This window comes from Holdemania sp. (assembly GCF_986127675.1).
In genome coordinates this window covers 1-18,257 of the sequence record NZ_CFQZWI010000013.1, presented here as the reverse complement: position 1 = coordinate 18,257, position 18,257 = coordinate 1, and the positions used below count along the sequence as shown (strand labels likewise).

Below are 18,257 nucleotides of genomic sequence, written 5' to 3'. Positions count from 1 at the left end.
CATGCATACAGCGTATTATAACGAATACAGCTATCATCTTGACCGGATGATGGAATTCAAGGTTTACGGTCATGCCGGGCGGCCCTGTCTGGTATTTCCGGCGCAGAGCGGCCGGTTCTATGATTTTGAAAATTTCGGGATGGTCGGGGCTGTGCAGGATCTGCTTGAACAGGGCCGGCTGCAGCTGTTTACCTGCGACAGCATCGACTGGGAGACCTGGGCGGCCTTCGACCGCGAATGCCGCGGCCGGATCGAGCGCCACGAGGCTTATGCCCGCTACATCGTGGAAGAGCTGGCGCCGCGGATCCTTGAGATCAATCAGTGGTCCAACGACGGCCGGCGGGCCGGCGGGATTCTGACGACCGGCTGCAGTCTGGGGGCGCTTCACGCTGTGAATTTCATGTTCCGCTGGCCGGATCTGTTCAACGGCACGATCGGCTTAAGCGGCATTTATTCCAGTAAGTGGTACTTCGGCGGCTACATGGACGATCTGGTTTACAACAACTCCACGATCGACTATCTCGATCAGATGCCGGCTGATCATCCGTATGTGGAAAAATACCGGCATTGCGACATCGTGCTGTGCTGCGGTCAGGGCGATTGGGAACAGGAAGCCCAGCAGGACACCCGCCGGATGCAGGAACTGTTAGGCTATAAAAATATCCCGGCCTGGATCGATTACTGGGGCAGCGACGCGGTTCACGACTGGCCATGGTGGCGCAGACAATTCCCGTATTTCATCAGCCGTCTTTGTTAATATTCTGAATCTGACCGCCGGGCTGTGTTCCGGCGGTTTCTGATTCTTTCCCGCGGTTTTCAGGCTTGCGCTCCGATTAAAAATTCACTACAATGAAAACGTCAGGCCGGGACTTCCCGGCTAGAAAAGAGGATCACAGAGATGCTTATTCAACAGGAAACATGGATTACGCCGCTGGACGAAGCGCGGACGCTCCATCTGTATATTCCCGACGGACTGACGCCGGGCCAAAAGGTGCCGGTGCTGTATATGTTTGACGGCCACAATCTGTTTGTCGACGAGGATGCGACCTATGGCAAAAGCTGGGGATTGAAGGACTACCTTGATCAAACCGGACTGCCGTTGATCGTCGTCGGCCTCGAATGCAACCATGAGGGCAACCGCCGTCTGTGGGAGTTTTCCCCTTACGATTTCGCCGATCCCGTCTGGGGCGAGGTACAGGGACAGGGCGAGCTGCTGCTGGACTGGATGAGCGGCGAGTTAAAAGAATGGGTGGACGAGAACCTGCCGGTGCTGACGGATCGGGAACATACGTTTATCGGCGGCAGCTCGATGGGCGGTCTGATGGCCTTGTACGCCGGCGGCCGTTACAGCTCGGTTTACAGCCGGGCTGCCTGTCTGTCGCCGTATCTGGGACTGGTCATGGAGCCATTGTGCGAGGATCTTGACGAAGCCTGGATCGAGGAAGACACGCAGTTTTATATCAGCTGGGGCGGTATGGAAACCGGCACCCAGGAAGAACTGGCGCAGGTCACGGCCGACAACCTGACGATCCAGCGGATTCTGGAGGACAAAGCGTCGGTTTATCTGCATTGCTACCCGGAAGGGACGCATTGCGAGGCGTGCTGGGAAGAAGAAACACCGGTCTGGATGGAAGAATTAGGCATCCTGCAGCGGTGTTGGGAGGAAACAGAATGATAAATTTCGTATTGATCTCACCGCATTTCCCATCCAATTACTGGCTGTTTGCGCGGGCTTTGAAAAATCGCGGCGTGCGCGTGCTGGGGATTGTCGACACGCCGGTGGAATCCTTGCCGGAAACACTGCGGGCAGTGCTGGACGATGTGGTCTGCGTCTACTCGATGACCGATCGGGATGCGATGATCCGGGCCTGCGGTTATTTCACATGGAAGTACGGCAAGATCGACTGGATCGAATCGAATAACGAATACTGGCTGAATCTGGACGCCGAGCTGCGCGAGCTGTTTCACGTCACGACCGGCATGTTTCCCAAGCAGCTTCACGTCTGTCAGCACAAATCGCTGATGAAGGCAAAATACGCCGAAGCGGGCGTGCCGGCCGCGCGCTGGCTGATCAGCGAAGATAAAGCCGAGATCCGCGAGTTTGCCAAAAAGGTGAACTATTCCTTAGTCGCCAAGCCGGACCGCGGCGTGGGGGCGAGCGACACGATGCGGATCCACAACGCGGAGGAGCTCGAGCAGATGTTAAAAACGATGCACTCCGGAATGATCGTCGAGGAATTTGTCCACGGCACGGTCTGCACGTTCGATGGGATTATCAACAACCAGGGCAAGGTCGTCTTTGCGACCAGTCATGTCTACCTCGGTTCAGTCATGGATTCGGTCAACGAGAAGCAGCCGATCGGCTGTTATTCGCTGAAAACGGTGCCGGACGATCTGCGCAGCGCAGGCGAGCGGACATTGCAGGCTTTCGGCGTGCGCGACCGGTTTTTCCATCTGGAATTCTTCCGTCTGGACTGCGATCAGGAAGGGCTGGGACGGCAGGGCGACATCATCGGCTTAGAGGTTAACATGCGTCCGCCGGGAGGATTTCTGCCGGACATGATCGACTATGCCAACGATATCGACATCTATCAGATCTGGGCCGATACCCTGATCGATCACGAGCCTTGCTACAACCCGGAACGCCCGTATTCCAGCGTGTTTGTCGGACGGCGCAAGGAACAATCGTATCAGCATTCAATGGAATGGATCATCGAACGGTATCAAGGCGCAATCATCCAGCGGATCGCGATGGATCCGGCGCTGGCGGAAGCGATGGGCGACGAAGTTCTGATCGCCCGGTTCCCGACTGAGCAGCAAGTGTTTGATTTCTATGCCGACTGCGTCCGCTAAGTTAAAGCGAACGCTTGCGATCAAAGAAAAAGCAAAGACTTCCTGATCATTGCATAAAGCTTCGGCCTGTCAGGAAGTCGCTGAGTGAAAGCAATAGTAAAAAGCGAGGAGAAGATCATGACGATTCAATGGAATGAAGAAGCGCAGCGCTTAAGCGAGCTTTGCATCGATCTGCGCCGTCAGCTGCACCGCCATCCGGAATTAAGCTCGCACGAGGAACAGACGGTCGCACTGATTGATCAGTTCTTACAAGCGCAGGGCATCCGCACGCAGATTGTCGAGCACGGTGGGGTGCTGGGTTGGATCGAGGGTGGCAAGCCGGGCCGGACCGTCATGTTAAGGGCGGATATCGACGCGCTGCCGATTCAGGAAGAAAAGACCAACGGCGGCGGATCGCAGAAAGCGTGCGTCAGCGAGATTCCCGGCGTCCAGCATGCCTGCGGCCACGACGGTCATACCGCGATGTTATTGACGGCGGCCAAGCTGCTTCAGACCCACCGGGAGGCTCTGGAAGGCACGGTACTGTTGTGTTTTGAACGCGGCGAAGAAGCGACGATGAATATTTATCATCTCATGAAGGCGTTGGAAAAAGCGGGCATCGAACCGGACAGCGTGTTTGGTCTGCATGTTTCCCCGCATACTCCGGCCGGGACGCTGCAAATTCAGGCCGGGCCGCTGATGGCGGGGATGTTTTCCTTCCATGTGCGGCTGCAGGGACGCGGCGGGCATGGCTCCCGCCCGGATTTGTGCGTCAATCCGATTGATTGTTATGCGGCGATCGGTCAGGCGCTGAACGCGCTGCGGATGCGCACGGTCAGTCCGTTTGAGCCGCTGACGATTTCCACGGGTCTGGTTCAATCCGGAACGAAATCCAACATTCTGCCGGATACCTGCGTATTTAAGGGCACGGTGCGGTTTTATAACCGGGAAGTGGGACTGGCGTTTCAGGCCAAGCTGCGCCATGTTGTCGAACACATCGCCGAAGCCTACGACTGCACGGCAAGTTTCGATAAGCTGAACGCGCCCGGTTTCCCGCTGAACAATGACGCGGACTATGCGAAAACCGCGGCCGAGGTCTGTCGTGAAATGTTGGGGAAAGAAGCGGTAATTCAGGCTGAGCCGTGGATGGGGACGGACAGCTTCCCGCTGTATTTGCAGCGGATGCCGGGAGTTTACGCCTTCTTAGGCATGCGCAATGAGGAAAAAGGCATCATCGCCGACGTGCATACCAGCCGGCATGATCTGGACGAAAGCGTGCTGTGGAAAGGGGCAGCCGCGCATGCGGCCTGCGCCGAGGCGTTCTTAAAGCAAGCGCGGCCGCAGGCATGGAAGCCGAACCCGCTCGATCTGGATACGCTGTTTGAGCAGGCGGGCTATCTGTTTCCGGAAGGCCGGGAATGATGCCCTTGCGGATTGATGTCCCCTGGCTGCGGTTTTCCATCCCGGCACAAGCCGAAGGCCAGACGATCGCGGAATTGCTTGCGCCGTGGGGATGTTCCAAGGCTGCGCGCTACAAGCTGGAAATTGAACGAAAAATTACGCTGAATGGTCAGCCGGTTCGACAGCGTGCGAAGGTAAAGGTCGGCGACGAGCTGGCGCTGAAGGTGTTTCAGCAGGAGGAGCCGGATTTTGTTCCGTGGACAATCCCGATCAGGATTTTGTATGAAGACGAGCTGATCTTGGCGGTGTCCAAGCCGGCCGGCATGATCGTCCATCCCGATGAGAAAGGGAAGACCGGTACACTGGCCAACGCGGTGGCGGCGTATTATCTGCGAACCGGCCAGCATTGCACGGTCCGACCGATTCACCGGCTGGACGAAGGCACCAGCGGGATCGTGCTTTTCAGCAAGTGTCCGTTTTTTCAGCCGAAGCTGGATCAGGCTTTGGCACAGAAGCAGATCAGCCGAACGTACCTGGCGGTGGTCAGCGGCGTCATGAAGCCGAAGGACAGACTGACGCTTGATAAACCGATCGGCCGCGACCGGCATAACGCGAAAGCCTATCGAATTTCCCCGACCGGTAAGCCGGCGGTGACCCATGTTGAAGTGCTGCGCTGCCGGCAGAAGGAGAAACAGACGCTGGTCCGCTGTCAGCTGGAAACTGGACGCACACATCAAATCCGCGTCCATCTGGCGTCAATCCAGCGGCCGATCGTCAATGACCCGCTGTATAATCCACGGCCGGTTCAGGGCCGGATGAAGCTGCACGCGTGGAAATGTGGCTGGAGCGATCTTGTCAGCGGCCGGCGGGTGGAAATCACAGATGAGCCTGAAAATGAATTTTGGTAATTCTGTCCTGCTTATTTTACAATCTTAAAAAATTCAGAAATGCTGGAATCAATGCGATTTTCAGCATTTTTATTACGTTTATGCTTTATAATGAAATCAACAAAATTAAAAAGAGGAAAGATTGCAGGTGGCATACATGAAGGTCAATGAGTTTGCCCATCAGCTGGGGATTGTCAGCAGTAAGGTTCGTTATTATGACCGGATGGGCTTGATTCAGGGAGAACGGCAGGATAACAATTACCGGAATTTTACACCGCAGGACGCCCTGAATATTTATCATGCGCAGATGCTGCGCAGCTTTGACATGAGCATTCAGGAATCGCTGAACGCGAAAAATGAGGAGTTGGAAGCGATTGATCAATGGGTCGGCGCACATGCTGAGTCGCTGGAAGAACAAATCCGCTGGCAGGAAATTAAACTGCTGCGGTTAAAGGAAATGCAGGCCTATTTTCAGATGATCAAAGAGGGACGGGAACGCGTGGCTCCACTGTTTCGTGACAACAGCTATAATGTCTGGAATTTTGGAACTGGGGCCGTCAGGACTCCGGATGTGCAGAAGGCGGTTGAGATTCTGTCTGAGAATATGCCCTTCTCCTACATTGCGATCAAAATCGGCGTGCATAGCGTGATCGAGGAGCGTCGGCCGCTGGACGTCAGTATCGGCCTGGGTATTCTGGAACGCAATAAAAAGAAGCTGAATCTGAAACTGCCTGCCGAAGTGGAACGAAAAGAAGGCGGCGAGATTCTGCAGTACATGTTGGAGGTTTCCGATCCGTTTCAGCTCACCTGCCAGGATTTAAAACCGCTGCTGGACGAATGTCGGCGGCGCGGGAAACCGATCTGTACGGATATAATCGGCCGGATTTATTTAAGTTACATGAGAAACGGCGTTTTTGTTCATGGAATCGGTTTGGCGGGTGAAATATAAGCGGAGAAAGATGAGGTCATCTTTCCCAACGTCAAACGTCTTCGAGAACCTTGACGAAGAAGACTGTATATATGCCGAAAAGTCGCCGGGATAAACCTGAAAACCAGATTATTTTGCCGGTAAACGGATCTTACGAGGGATCCGTTTTCATTTGTTCTGTTTGTTCGTTCACAAACTTGTTGACCTGTAAGCGGCTAACAGGTTTACAATGTTTACGATTCATAACAGGAGGGAAAGTCATGAAGAAATTTTGTCTTTCTGTGATTCTGGCTCTGGCGATGACGATGAGTCTGACCGGCTGTTCACAGACACCAAAACAGGAACCGGCGAAAACCGGGGACACGATGTCCGGAGTGTTCACAGGCACATCAACGGGCATGCAGGGACCGGTCAGCGTCCAGCTGACAGTGGAAGAAGGAAAGATCACCAAGGCCGAAGTGACTGAATGTCATGAAACCGCAGGTCTGTCCGATGTGGCGCTGGAACGCATTCCATCACAGATCGTCGAACATCAGACCTTTGATTTAGACACCGTTACCGGTGCGACGCTTTGCAGCAATGCATTGATGCGGGCGGCTGAAGAGGCGGCGACCAACGCCGGCATGGATCTCAGCGCGTTGAAGGCAAACGCTTATCACGCGGCAGCGGGCGAGGCGGAAACATTATCTGCGGACGTCGTCGTTGTCGGCGGCGGCGGAGCGGGACTGAGTGCTTCGATCGCGGCAGCGCAGGAAGGCTCAAAGGTCATCTTGATTGAAAAAAGTTCTTTCCTGGGCGGCGATACAATGATGGCCGGCGGCGCGTTCAACGCGGTTGACCCGGAAGCGCAGGCGGAACGCGTTTTATCGGAAGCACAGAAAAATACGCTGGATTCCTATCTGGCGCTGTCGACAACCGACGCAGATCTGCATCTGGATCAATTCCCGGAATGGGCGGAAGTCCTGACCACGCTGCAGAGCGATATTCAGGCTTTCTATAAGGCGAATGCCGGCAAGACGGCAGGCAAGGACATGCCGGGCTTCGATTCGATTTCTTTGCACATGTGGCATATTTATACGGGCGGACTGCGCCAGATGAATGACGGCCGCTGGATCGCTTCGAACATTGATCTGGCCCGCACCTTGGCTGAAAGCGCGCTGAATTCTTATGACTGGGCGGGTTCAATCGGCGTTGGCACAGCTTCTCATGCGGGCGCCGGGGATTCGCTGTATACCGTTTTAGGCGCCATGTGGCCAAGAACGCATGCTTACACCGCAGGTCTGCCGTTAATTCAGGTACTGCAGAGCGCGGCGGAAAAAGAAGGCGTAACGATTTATACGGAAACTGCGGCGAAGTCGTTGATCGTCGATGACAACGGCCGCGTTACCGGTGTTAAGGCTGAAAAAGCCGACGGTACGGAAGTCACATTAGAAGCTGGACACGGCGTTGTGCTGGCCAGCGGCGGCTACTGCGCAAATCCGGCGATGGTCAAGCAGTATGACGAATACTGGGGCGATGATCTGACCGACCGCACTTTGACGACCAATGTCGGCACCAACACCGGCGACGGCATCGTCATGGCGATGGAAATCGGCGCGGATACGACGGGTCTGGGTGTTTCCCAGCTGATGCCTTCCTCTTCCCCGATCAAGGGCACAATGACCGACGGCATCTGGGCTGACGCTTCAGAACAGATCTGGATCAACGGTCAGGGTGAACGCTTTGTCGACGAATACGCGGAACGTGACGTTCTGGCGAAGGCTTCGCTGACGCTGGATAACGGCATCTTCTACATCATTTATGCCGGCAGCGGCCTGAAGGAAGCCGACGGTCTGTGCAAGGGTGCTTCACTGGAAGAAGGGCTGTTCGGCACGACTGTTCAGTCGATGGTCGACAACGGTCATGTCTGGTATGGTTCGACCTTAGCGGAACTGGCGGAAGCGTCCAAGACCGCAGCGGGCGGCGCGACTCCGGCATTTACGGAAGAACAGCTGCGCACGGTCATTGAAAAATACAACAGCTATGTTGAAAATCAGAGCGATCCGGATTTCGGCAAGGAAGTCCTGGCCGGCGCGATCGATCTGGAAGCGATCGAGAACGATCCGAACGTTGGTATCGTCATCTCGCCGCGGAAGGCTTCGCTGCACCACACGATGGGCGGCGTGGTCATCAACACCTCGGCGGAAGTCTTGAACGCGGAAGGCCAGCCGATCGAAGGCTTATGGGCAGCCGGCGAAGTCACTGGCGGTATCCATGCGGGCAACCGTCTGGGCGGCAACGCGATCGCCGATATCTTCACCTTCGGTATGATTGCCGGTCAGAACGCGGGCAAGGCTCAGTAACTTTTTTCTCCCATGAAGCTCTCTGGAATTCTTCCGGGGAGCTTTTTATTCAAGGTTCAGACTGAAGCCTTTAGCGAGGAAGCAGGAAATGGGATTGCTTAAAGAAGTTTGATCTGATGAAACTATTTTCAAGTTGTCTGAAAATAAAAATGCGCTATAATGAAAGATAAGAAAACAAATGAGGGGGAGTAATCAATGAAAAAATTCTGGATTCATGCCGGAACGCTGATCGACGGCACTGGCGCTGAACCAAAAAAGAACCAGGCCATCTGCGTTGAAAACGGACGGGTTGCCGCGATCGAAGATTTCCACGGGAAGAACGAGGAAGAATGGGTGGATTTAAGCGAAATGACCGTCATGCCGGGCATGATCAACTGTCATGTTCACTCTTTGTCTCCAGTGGGCATCAGCGATGAGGAAGAAAACGCGCTGACCACGATGGAAAAAGCTTGGTGGGGGATGAAGAACGCGCACGATTATATCGACAGCGGCGTGACGTTCGTTCGTTCGCTGGGCTCGGAGCAATATTATGATCTGGAAATGAAAAAATGCATTGAGGAAGGAAAAGTCGTTGGACCGCACATGTTCTGTGCCGGCCGGGTGATTACGATGACCGGCGGCCATGGCTGGAAAAGCGGACTGGAATCCGACGGCGCAGACGAATGCCGCAAGCATGCCCGCGAGCTGTTGAAGCACGGCGTGGATCTGATCAAGATCATGGCGACCGGCGGCGTAATGACCCCGGGTGTGGAACCGGGCAGTGCGCAGCTGACGATGGAAGAAATGAAGGCGGCGATTGACGAGGCGCACAAGGCCGACCGCAAAACCGCGACGCATGCCCAGGGCACCCAGGGAATCAAGAACGCCCTGCACGCCGGCATCGACTCCATCGAGCATGGCATTTTCCTGGATGATGAATGCATCGACTGGATGGTCGAACATGGAACATACCTGGTTCCAACGTTAGCCGCGCCGCGCTGCATTCTGGACGCCGGTGTGGAAAAAGGCATGAAGGATTATGTTTTGCGCAAAGCGAATCTGGTTGTCGACGCGCATATTGAAAGCTTTAAGAAAGCCTATCAGCGTGGTGTGAAGATCGCGATGGGCACGGATGCCGGCACGCCTTATAACTTCCATAACAATTCGGCGTTTGAGCTGGAACTGATGGTGGCCAACGGGATGAAGCCGATGGATGCGATCGTGGCTTCTACGCGCAACGGGGCCGACTGCATCGGCGTGCTGAAGGACTACGGCACGATTGAAGCAGGAAAAGTCGCGGATATCATCGCGATAGAAGGCGATCCGCTGCAGGATATTTCCTGTGTCCGCAAGGTCCGCACTGTTTATAAAACGGGTGAAAAGCTGAAAGGCTGAAAACGGTGCTGTCTTGGATAATAAAAACAGCCGCGCTGATCGGATTGAAAAGTCTGATCAACGCGGTTTTCTTTTGGATAGGAAGTTTTATAAAAACGTTTAAAGGTGAAGCACTTCTGTTTCGGCAACCTGCCGGACAAAGCGTAAAAATTCCTGGACGGCCGGACTGGGATTCTTGGCATAATGGAAACCATAAGCTAATGAATAATCCCAGTCGCAGGGAATCGTCACCAGATCAGGATGGATATCCTTCCAGCACAACGGCGTCTGCAAGCAATCCTGCCGGACAATGCAGCGGCTGAAAACAGAGAGATCATAGCGCGGCACCTCGACGACGTGAACGCCGAGCGCTTTGGCTTCCTGCTGCAGACGATCCAGTTCATCAGACATGTTGGAACGGATCGTGACCAGTGTATAAGGCCGCATGTCCGCAAGTGTTAAACACGTTTTGGACGCTAACGGATGATCCCGCGCGACCGCAACGGCGATCGGGACCCGGAACAAACTCAGGAAGCTGCGGCTGTGCTGCCAGGGCTCGCCGTCATCAATTCCTTCTATAAGATCGGCTTTGTATGCTTCCGTATTCAACGCAAGGTCAAGAAGTTCAACGGGGATCTGATCGGATACTTCCTTTTGAAACCGCGTCCACAGCGGATAAAAAACACGGCATTTCATCAACAGACTTGTGCCGATCGTAATTTTCTGCTGATCCTGGCGATGAATCAGGATCAGATTTTCCTCAATTTCCCGGCAGGTCTGAATCAGCGGCCCGGCTTGTTGAAAAAGATAGTCGCCGGCCGGGGTGAGCTGAGTTCCGTGGCGTGTCCGCTTGAACAAAGTCACCTGAAGCTCCTGTTCCAGATTGTTGATCTGCTGAATCACGGCGCTGGGCGTGATGTAGAGCTTCTCGGCTGCTTTGGAAAAACTGCCGTTTTCGGCAACCTGAATAAACGTTGCCAGCTGATGATTAAGCATCCTTGATTCCTCCCGTTTCAGTATCGAAATCTTTTGATCTTGTTATAAGGTTTTCCTACAAACCATCATAAGGAATTCAGACTTCTTTTGCAACCTGTTATGTGAAATAATGAACACAACGAGAGAAAAGGGAGGAAAAAAACATGAGCTCTAAGAACATAACCCGCCGGGATTTCCTGAAAGGCGCCGCGGCCGGCGCGCTGGGACTGGCGGCTGTCAGCCTGAGCGGATGTGCCGTTAACGACGCCTCGGGCGCAAGCAAGGGAATCTATACGCCGGGGACGTATTCCGCAGTCGTCAAAGGGTATTCCAGCTATATTCAGGTTGAGATGACATTCACAGCGGATAAGATTACCGATTGTACTATCGCCGCTGACGGAGAAACGGAATCAATCGGAAAAGCGGCCGCGGACGAGCTGGCAAAACTGATCGTCGAGAAACAATCCGTGGATGTGGAAACAGCCGCGACGGCGGATATCACTATTCCGGCGATTAAGAAAGCGGTTGGCAACTGTATCGCCCAGGCTCAGGGGCTGGCAGCTGCTTTGAATGAAAACACAGATGCCGATTCCGAAGACTGGCTGGGCGAAGCTCCGGAGATCGCGGATTCGCAGATTACTTCCACATTGGATACCAGTCTGTTGATCATCGGCGCGGGCAACGGCGGGATGATGGCCGCGGCGACCGCGGCGGACGCCAAGATGGATTTCATCCTGTGCGAACAGAATGAAACGCTCGGCGATACGCGGCACTGGATCGGCGCGCTGGACACCGAAGCGATGAAAAAGGCCGGGGTCACGGTGCAGAAAGATCGGCTGTTGAATGAAATCGCCCGCTACGCTTCCTATAAGTGCGATATGGATGTCATCAAAATGTGGATGAACAACAGCGCAGAGATGATCCGTTATCTGGAAAGCCTGGGGTTAAGTGCGTCGGTCAACATCGCGCATGAGAATCATGTCGGCGGCAACCATATGGAATACTATGTACCGTCGATCTGGCATACCGTCAGCGCGCCGGAGGGCAGCGAATTCGCAGGAGCGATGGGCTGTGAGCGCAATCGCTTCCTGGAGAAGCATATTCAGGATTTAGGCTATCAGGTAAATTATTCGATGACACTGGTACGGCTGAATCAGAATGAAAGCGGCAAAGTTACCGGTGCGATCTTCACCGACGCGAAGGGGGCCTATGTAAAAATCAATGCTGAAAACGTCATTCTGGCGACCGGCGGATATCCGGGCAATCCCAAAATGGTGAAAGCGCTGGCGCCGATCGTCAACGAATGCGTCACCGCCAACAGCTACTATGGTCCGGATACCGGCATGGGCATCCGCGCCGGGATCTGGGCTGGCGCGAAGATGGACACGACCGATGCGCCGATGATCTTTGACCGTGGTTTGGTCGCGCCGGGCGTCAAGGCCGGTTATGTCGATGATGAGCAGGGCAACCTCGCTTTCCCAGGCACGGTCTATCAGTTTAATCCAGGCACGCAGCCGCATTTAAAGGTCAATAAAGAAGGCTTCCGATTCGCAAATGAATCCTGCCCGTATGATTTTCTGAATTACGCGGCGTCTTTACAAACCGACGGTGTATATGCGGCGATTATGGACGCCAATATCACCGACGCAATCCTGGCCTATGATCAATACGGCTGCGCTCAGATCTCCGTCAATATCGCAAAGAACGACGGAATTGTACCGATGATCGAAAGCTATGTCGAACAAGGCTTGATCTTCAAAGCGGATACGATTGAGGAACTGGCGGAGAAGCTGGGAATTCCGGCGGATAATCTGAAAGCGACAGTCGAGCGGTACAATGAATTGTGCGCGAAGGGCGTCGATGAGGATTTTGGCAAAGAGGCGTACCGGATGCGGCCGATCGCGGCCGCGCCGTATTACGGCTGCTTCCTGGGCGGCAGTCTGCTGACCACTTGCGATGGCCTGCGAATCAACCGCAAGTGTCAGGTTTATGATACGAACCATCAAATCATTGAAGGCTTGTATTCAATCGGCGATTGTTCAGGCAGCTTCTTTGCGGGCAATTATCCGGAATACTTCGTCGGCGTTGCGGTCGGCCGCACGATGACGCAGGGCCGGGTTGCCGTGAAGACGATCCTCGGCGAAGAATTGTAAGCTGAATCGGAAAAAGGAAAAGAATCAGGATTTCTGCTTTGCAAGCTGAACCTGATTCTTTTTTGCTGAGAAAAAAAGTGGGGAACAACCACTTGTCTGGGAAAGAAAAAGAAAAAAACATCAATTCCCTCATTTTTGTGTTAATTTATATATAAAATTCGCTAATTTTTATGTGATTATGAATGAGAAAATCGCTATATTTTGTGTTTCAAGCCATGGATAAATCCCTCGAAATTATGTATAATCTTAATAAGGGAGGTGCGCTATGCTTTATTTAAAGAGGAAAATCGACGACTATCTGATAGCATGGAAAGAAGAGGCTGATCATAAACCACTGATTGTAAAAGGACCGCGGCAAGTGGGAAAGACGGAGTCCATTCTGCGGTTTGCCAAGGCAGCGTATGAAAGTGTTGTAGTCATTAATTTTGTTGAGGAACCTAAATATCGCTTAATCACAGAGGATGGATATAAACCATCAGAGATTATTAAGAATATTTCGAGAATGGATCCGTCAAAACGTTTTATTCCTGGGAAAACTTTGATTTTTTTTGATGAGCTGCAAGCGCATCCTGATATTGCTACTGCATTAAAATTTTTTAAGATTGACGGGCGTTTCGACGTTATCTGCAGCGGTTCTTTATTGGGAATTAACTATAAGCAAATTGAAAGCAACAGTGTAGGATATAAAACGGATTACACCTTATTTTCATTGGATTTTGAAGAATTTTTATGGGCTAAAGGATATTCTGAATCCATCGCAGAGGAATTGCTGAACCACCTTATCAATCAAAAACCATTTAATTTAATTGAAATGGAAACGTATAGCAGCTTGTTCCTTGACTTTTGCATTTTAGGCGGAATGCCTGCGGTAGTGCGGACTTATGTTGAAAGAGGAACGTTTGAAGGAACACTGGATCTTCAGCGGCAGCTCATTGAAGACTATAAGGAAGACATTCGGAAATATGCCGTCGGTCTGGACCAGACGCGAATATTAAATGTTTTCAACCATATTCCTTCCCAATTGGCAAAAGAAAATAAAAAATTTCAATTATCTAAAGTTGAACGAGGCGCCCGGTTTAAAGACTACCGTGGATGCATTGAATGGCTTTGTGATTCAGGAATCGTTAATTGTTGTACCTGTCTGCAATTTCCTGAACTTCCATTAAAGGGGAATAGCGACGATAGTAAATTTAAGCTTTATTTTGCGGATACTGGACTGTTAATCGGCATGCTGGACGATGAATCCCAGGAAGATTTGCGGGTGAATAAGAATTTAGGTGTATATAAAGGCGCACTTTATGAGAATATTGTTGCGGAAGCACTGACCAAATGTTCGATTCCCCTTTATTATTATCGTCGGGAAGACTCTACATTAGAACAGGATTTCTTTGTCCGCACGCAGCATAGTTTGCTTCCATTAGAAGTCAAGGCAAAGCACGGAACAGCGAAATCATTACGGACGCTGATCAGCTCTGACCGGTATCCTGATATCCGCTATGGTTTAAAGCTTAGTGCTGGAAACATCGGGGTCAGCGATCAAATTTACAGCTTTCCTTATTTCTGTGCGTTTTTGTTGAAACGATTTTTAAGACAAGCTGAATTTTGAAGCTAGGGCAAAGACCTTGTTTCTTTTAGCATAATATAAGGATTAAGAAAAGACCGCAGCTTTGCGGTCTTTTCTCAGAGATCCAGTTTGATCCCTTCATCCAGGTTTTCCGGCCGGGGGGAGCCGTTTTTCTTTCTCTGTTTGACGCATTCCGTCAACAGATATTCAATCTGTCCGTTTAAAGATCGAAAATCATCTTCGGCCCAGGCTGCGATCTGTGCATAGAGCTTACTGGAAATCCGCAGCGGAACCTGCTTCTTTTCCTGATCTGCCACTAATATAAGCTTCCTGAATTGACGATCGGCTGAGCGTCTTTATTGCCGCACAGGACGACGAGCAGATTGGATACCATGGCGGCTTTTCGTTCTTCATCCAGCTCGACCATGCCCCCTTCGTTTAGTTTGTTCAGCGCCATTTCCACCATGCCGACGGCGCCGTCGACGATCATCTTGCGGGCGTCGATAATCGCGGAAGCCTGCTGCCGCTGAAGCATAACGGCGGCGATTTCCGGAGCGTAGGCCAGATAGGTGATCCGGGCTTCCAGAATTTCCAAGCCCGCGTCCTGAACCCGGTTTTGAATTTCCTTGCGGATTCGGCTGGCTACGATTTCACTGGAACCGCGCAGCGAGCCTTCATCCGGTTCACCATCGCCCGTCGTATCGACATTCTGAGCGACGTCGTAAGGATACAGCCGCACGATATCACGCAGCGCGGCGTCGCACTGCAGCGACAGGAATTCCTTATAGTTATCTACCGCGAAGACCGCTTTGGCCGTATCGTTGACGCGCCAGATGACGGCGATTCCGATTTCCACCGGATTGCCCAGGCAGTCGTTGATTTTCTGCTTGTTGTTATTTAACGTCATCACTTTCAGCGAGATTTTCTTTGTCGGCACAACCTGATTCTGCGTGCCGTTATTCGTCGTGATCGCCCGTTCTGAGGAATTGACGTCGCCGCTCTGCCGCAGTGTTGTCCGGCTGGCCGGGTTCACCGCGGATACAAACGGATTCACATAGTAAATTCCTTCTTCTTTCAACGTTCCGACATACTTGCCAAACAGCGTCAGCACCAACGCTTCCTGCGGCTTCAGCACTTTAACGCCCATGCACGGAATCCAGCCTAAAGTCAGCCAGACCATGGAAATGGCGATCAGTATGCCGCCCAGCGTATTGTTTTCAACCAGGCTGATGCCAACGATCAAGGCGACGACCGATACGGCAAACGCAGCGACCAGAAGCATCAGCGGCATTAACCCTTTTTTGGCGTTTAAAATTTTTTCTTCCATCTTTCACGACCTCCTCTTGATGATATCGTTTTGATATCATTTCAATTTCTTGTCAAGTGTTTTCGTCAAGCAGCGAAAAAATGTTCCGAAATTCAAAATCCAATTATCCTGTTGCGGTAAGGAGAGGCCGCGGAATAACTAAGCACCGTCGATCCGACTTCTATGACTTTGTTTTCCTGACGCGCAGAATTGATCGACGATCGTGGATTGTTGCCGCTTATCTTCTGACTTCAATCTAAAATCACGGAATAAAATGGGAGCTTGAAAGAATAAAAGATCGTTATCAAAGAATAAAGAATTGTTCTTTCTTCGCCGATATTGTTCTTTTATTCTGTATATTGTTCTTCTTCCAGTTTTTCTGTTTATTTGAAAAAGATGAAGACGCAGTCTGACGAATATGAAAAAAAAGATAAACCTTGCTTTCGCAATGCGTTTATCCTTTTCTTCGTTAGAGCGTTCGGCAGCTCCGCAGGACAATCCGTCCGGGAGCTTCCCTGCTTTTAAAATCTTTGCATACAGAATTCTTTGTCTTTCAGATTAACGCGGCAGCGGGTACCGATCCGGATCCAGCGGCCGCTGCCGCGTGACAAGATAGCCACGCTGAAACAGATCGCTGCTGTAACCGGCGGCAGCCACCTGCCAGCCTTTTCGTCCCCATTGGTTCAATTCTTCTTCCGCTTTGTCTAAATCATCAAAGACCAGAATCTTAAATTCCCACTGCATAGCCGCACGCTAGGCGATGACGCCGAAATGCCGCAAGGCTTTGGCCACACCGTCTTCATCAACGGAAGGCGCGATGTAATCCGCCGCCGCTTTGACGTTATCCTTCGCGTTGGCTACCGCGACGCCGACGCCGGCCTTGACCAACATCGGGATATCGTTTTCCCCATCGCCAAAGGCCATGGTTTCCGCCCAGGAAATGCCCAGGCGCTTCAGAACGGATTCGATTGTGGTCGTCTTATCGTTGCCGGTGCTGTAAATATCATAGCCCTGCGGATAACTCCAGGTGAAGGTCAGCTCCGGGAACTGATCGGTAATCGATTCGACCTTCGCTTCATCGCCGATGATGAACAGACCCATTGGCAGGCCGTGCGTCTTCTGATAATTCTGTTCAGCGGTATCATCGATCAACAGCTTGCCGACGTCCTTTCCTTTCAGATAACCCCAGTGAAATTGATGGAAGTGCGACTGGCAGACGACCGATTCGTCAAACTTATAGCCGACGCCCAATTCCAGCTCATCGCACAGCTTGTTCAGGCGGATCATTGTGTCCTCCTGAATTTCATGCTTTTCAATAGTTCCCTTGCCGGTTTCAATCAGACACTGGCCGTTGATCGTGACGTAATAATCCGGTTTCAGCGTGTCGTGGACGTCCTGCTGAATGAAGTAATAAGCCCGGCCGGTGGCGATCAACAGCTTGATCCCCTGACGCTGCGCCTGATGCAGCGCTTCAACGACCGCAGGCCGGATCGTTTCCGAGCCGCGGGCGATCAGGGTGCCGTCGATGTCCAGAATCAACATTTTTACATTTTCCATAATTGTTTTTGTACTCTCCTCTGTCAGTTATCATACCGTGATTTTCATCGGGTGAAAAGAGCTTTTGAAGATTTTATTCGTAAAAGTTAAACATTGAATGAAATAATGTTTCAATGTTTCAACGCGTGATCCCGACCGGCGGATGACAGCCAGGAGAAATCCTTGGATTTTCTTTTATGAGGGGGCAGGACTGCAATTACGGATGTTCTTATAGCGTTTGAGAGGCTACGGGAAACTGACAGCGTATCGGGGATGCGGCAGGGAAATCAGTCGTGAAAGAATTAATTAACTGTAAGGGCTTTCATTTTTGTTCCGCTTCTTCTATAATGGAATTAACTTGGTCTGACCAGTTAGGGGTGAACTATGGAAAATCAGGAAAAGAATTCGCAGATGATCGTCGACGATGTGATCGGTCAGATCGGCAGCGGACGGCTGAAAATCGGCGAAGCTCTGCCCTCGGAGCGGGAGATGACGCAGCTCTATCACGTCAGCCGCAGCTGCGTGCGGGAAGCGATGCAGGTGCTGGCGCTGTTAGGCATCGTGCGGATCCGCCCGAAGGAAAAGACGCGCGTCCAGGCCTTTCAAATCGAACCGTTCATCCAGCGGATTTCCCCGCTGTTGTTCGCACAGATGGGCTGCGAACAGGACATCGCCCAGTTTCGCTTAGCCGTTGAGATCAAAGCGGCGCAGCTGGCGGCTGAAAAAGGGGCGGATGAAGGACTGATGGAGCTGGTGGCGGCGATGCGAAGGTGCGAGGATGAAGCGCAGGCGGCGCAGCTGGATCTGCAATTCCACAAGGCGCTGGTGCACAACAGCGGCAACACCCTGCTGAAAATCGCGCTGGACAGCGTCGGCAGTTTGATGGAATATTCTGTCGCGCATAACCGCCGGCAGATATCCACGCACAGCTCGCTGGCGATTCTGATCGACCAGCACGAACAGCTGACCCGGACGATCGC

At 52.3% G+C, this 18,257-nt stretch carries 16 protein-coding genes; 11 read left to right on the top strand and 5 right to left on the bottom strand.

Translation table 11 applies throughout. The annotated features are described in order from the left end of the window. Position 1 precedes the first annotated feature (1 nt). The 8 genes from AC5OW4_RS03910 to AC5OW4_RS03875 all read left to right on the top strand — a co-directional run bounded on the left by AC5OW4_RS03910 (position 2) and on the right by AC5OW4_RS03875 (position 9,764). Positions 2-757, top strand: coding sequence for an esterase family protein (locus tag AC5OW4_RS03910; RefSeq protein ID WP_308560164.1), 756 nt, complete (start codon positions 2-4; stop codon positions 755-757). 141 nt (positions 758-898) lie between these two features. Then, positions 899-1,675 carry an alpha/beta hydrolase gene (locus tag AC5OW4_RS03905; protein WP_195397377.1) on the top strand — a complete coding sequence of 259 codons (777 nt, stop codon included), beginning with the start codon at positions 899-901 and terminating at the stop codon, positions 1,673-1,675. Continuing rightward, positions 1,672-2,853 (top strand): ATP-grasp domain-containing protein, encoded by a 1,182-nt coding sequence (locus tag AC5OW4_RS03900; protein ID WP_229056892.1) that lies wholly within the window; start codon positions 1,672-1,674, stop codon positions 2,851-2,853. Before AC5OW4_RS03905 ends, AC5OW4_RS03900 begins: the two co-directional genes overlap by 4 nt. Positions 2,854-2,937: 84 nt before the next feature. Beyond that, positions 2,938-4,254, top strand: a complete 1,317-nt coding sequence (locus AC5OW4_RS03895) for a M20 metallopeptidase family protein (RefSeq protein ID WP_493676692.1) — start codon at positions 2,938-2,940, stop codon at positions 4,252-4,254. Next, a complete protein-coding gene (locus AC5OW4_RS03890; protein ID WP_493676691.1) occupies positions 4,251-5,141 on the top strand; it encodes an RluA family pseudouridine synthase in 891 nt (296 codons plus the stop codon). Before AC5OW4_RS03895 ends, AC5OW4_RS03890 begins: the two co-directional genes overlap by 4 nt. Before the next feature lie 136 nt (positions 5,142-5,277). Continuing rightward, positions 5,278-6,069: a MerR family transcriptional regulator gene (locus AC5OW4_RS03885; RefSeq protein ID WP_493676700.1), complete on the top strand. Its 792-nt coding sequence runs from the start codon at positions 5,278-5,280 to the stop codon at positions 6,067-6,069. Between the two features lie 239 nt (positions 6,070-6,308). Continuing rightward, positions 6,309-8,390 carry an FAD-dependent oxidoreductase gene (locus AC5OW4_RS03880; RefSeq protein ID WP_072684607.1) on the top strand — a complete coding sequence of 694 codons (2,082 nt, stop codon included), beginning with the start codon at positions 6,309-6,311 and terminating at the stop codon, positions 8,388-8,390. Between the two features lie 195 nt (positions 8,391-8,585). Next, on the top strand, positions 8,586-9,764 hold the full coding sequence (locus AC5OW4_RS03875; RefSeq protein WP_493676690.1) for a metal-dependent hydrolase family protein: 1,179 nt from the start codon (positions 8,586-8,588) through the stop codon (positions 9,762-9,764). A gap of 99 nt (positions 9,765-9,863) precedes the next feature. Here AC5OW4_RS03875 and AC5OW4_RS03870 read toward each other — a convergent pair whose 3' ends face one another. After that, a complete protein-coding gene (locus AC5OW4_RS03870; protein WP_195548277.1) occupies positions 9,864-10,739 on the bottom strand; it encodes a LysR family transcriptional regulator in 876 nt (291 codons plus the stop codon). Positions 10,740-10,882: 143 nt separating this feature from the next. Here AC5OW4_RS03870 and AC5OW4_RS03865 point away from each other — a divergent pair, with 143 nt between their 5' ends. Both AC5OW4_RS03865 and AC5OW4_RS03860 read left to right on the top strand, forming a co-directional pair. Continuing rightward, on the top strand, positions 10,883-12,871 hold the full coding sequence (locus tag AC5OW4_RS03865; protein WP_493676689.1) for an FAD-binding protein: 1,989 nt from the start codon (positions 10,883-10,885) through the stop codon (positions 12,869-12,871). 265 nt (positions 12,872-13,136) lie between these two features. Further along, entirely contained in the window at positions 13,137-14,477 is a 1,341-nt protein-coding gene (locus tag AC5OW4_RS03860) for an ATP-binding protein (RefSeq protein WP_270192074.1), read from the top strand. Positions 14,478-14,551: 74 nt separating this feature from the next. Here AC5OW4_RS03860 and AC5OW4_RS03855 read toward each other — a convergent pair whose 3' ends face one another. The 4 genes from AC5OW4_RS03855 to AC5OW4_RS03840 form a co-directional block, all read right to left on the bottom strand. Continuing rightward, positions 14,552-14,752: a type II toxin-antitoxin system antitoxin gene (locus AC5OW4_RS03855; RefSeq protein ID WP_072684612.1), complete on the bottom strand. Its 201-nt coding sequence runs from the start codon at positions 14,750-14,752 to the stop codon at positions 14,552-14,554. After that, on the bottom strand, positions 14,752-15,762 hold the full coding sequence (locus tag AC5OW4_RS03850; protein ID WP_493676688.1) for an SPFH domain-containing protein: 1,011 nt from the start codon (positions 15,760-15,762) through the stop codon (positions 14,752-14,754). Before AC5OW4_RS03850 ends, AC5OW4_RS03855 begins: the two co-directional genes overlap by 1 nt. 537 nt (positions 15,763-16,299) lie before the next feature. Further along, positions 16,300-16,485, bottom strand: a complete 186-nt coding sequence (locus tag AC5OW4_RS03845; protein WP_493676687.1) for a hypothetical protein — start codon at positions 16,483-16,485, stop codon at positions 16,300-16,302. Between the two features lie 9 nt (positions 16,486-16,494). After that, complete coding sequence (locus AC5OW4_RS03840; protein WP_493676686.1) at positions 16,495-17,298, bottom strand: Cof-type HAD-IIB family hydrolase; 804 nt, start codon at positions 17,296-17,298, stop codon at positions 16,495-16,497. 363 nt (positions 17,299-17,661) lie between these two features. Here AC5OW4_RS03840 and AC5OW4_RS03835 point away from each other — a divergent pair. Beyond that, on the top strand, positions 17,662-18,257 hold a 596-nt coding region (locus AC5OW4_RS03835), incomplete at its 3' end, for a FadR/GntR family transcriptional regulator (protein WP_493676685.1).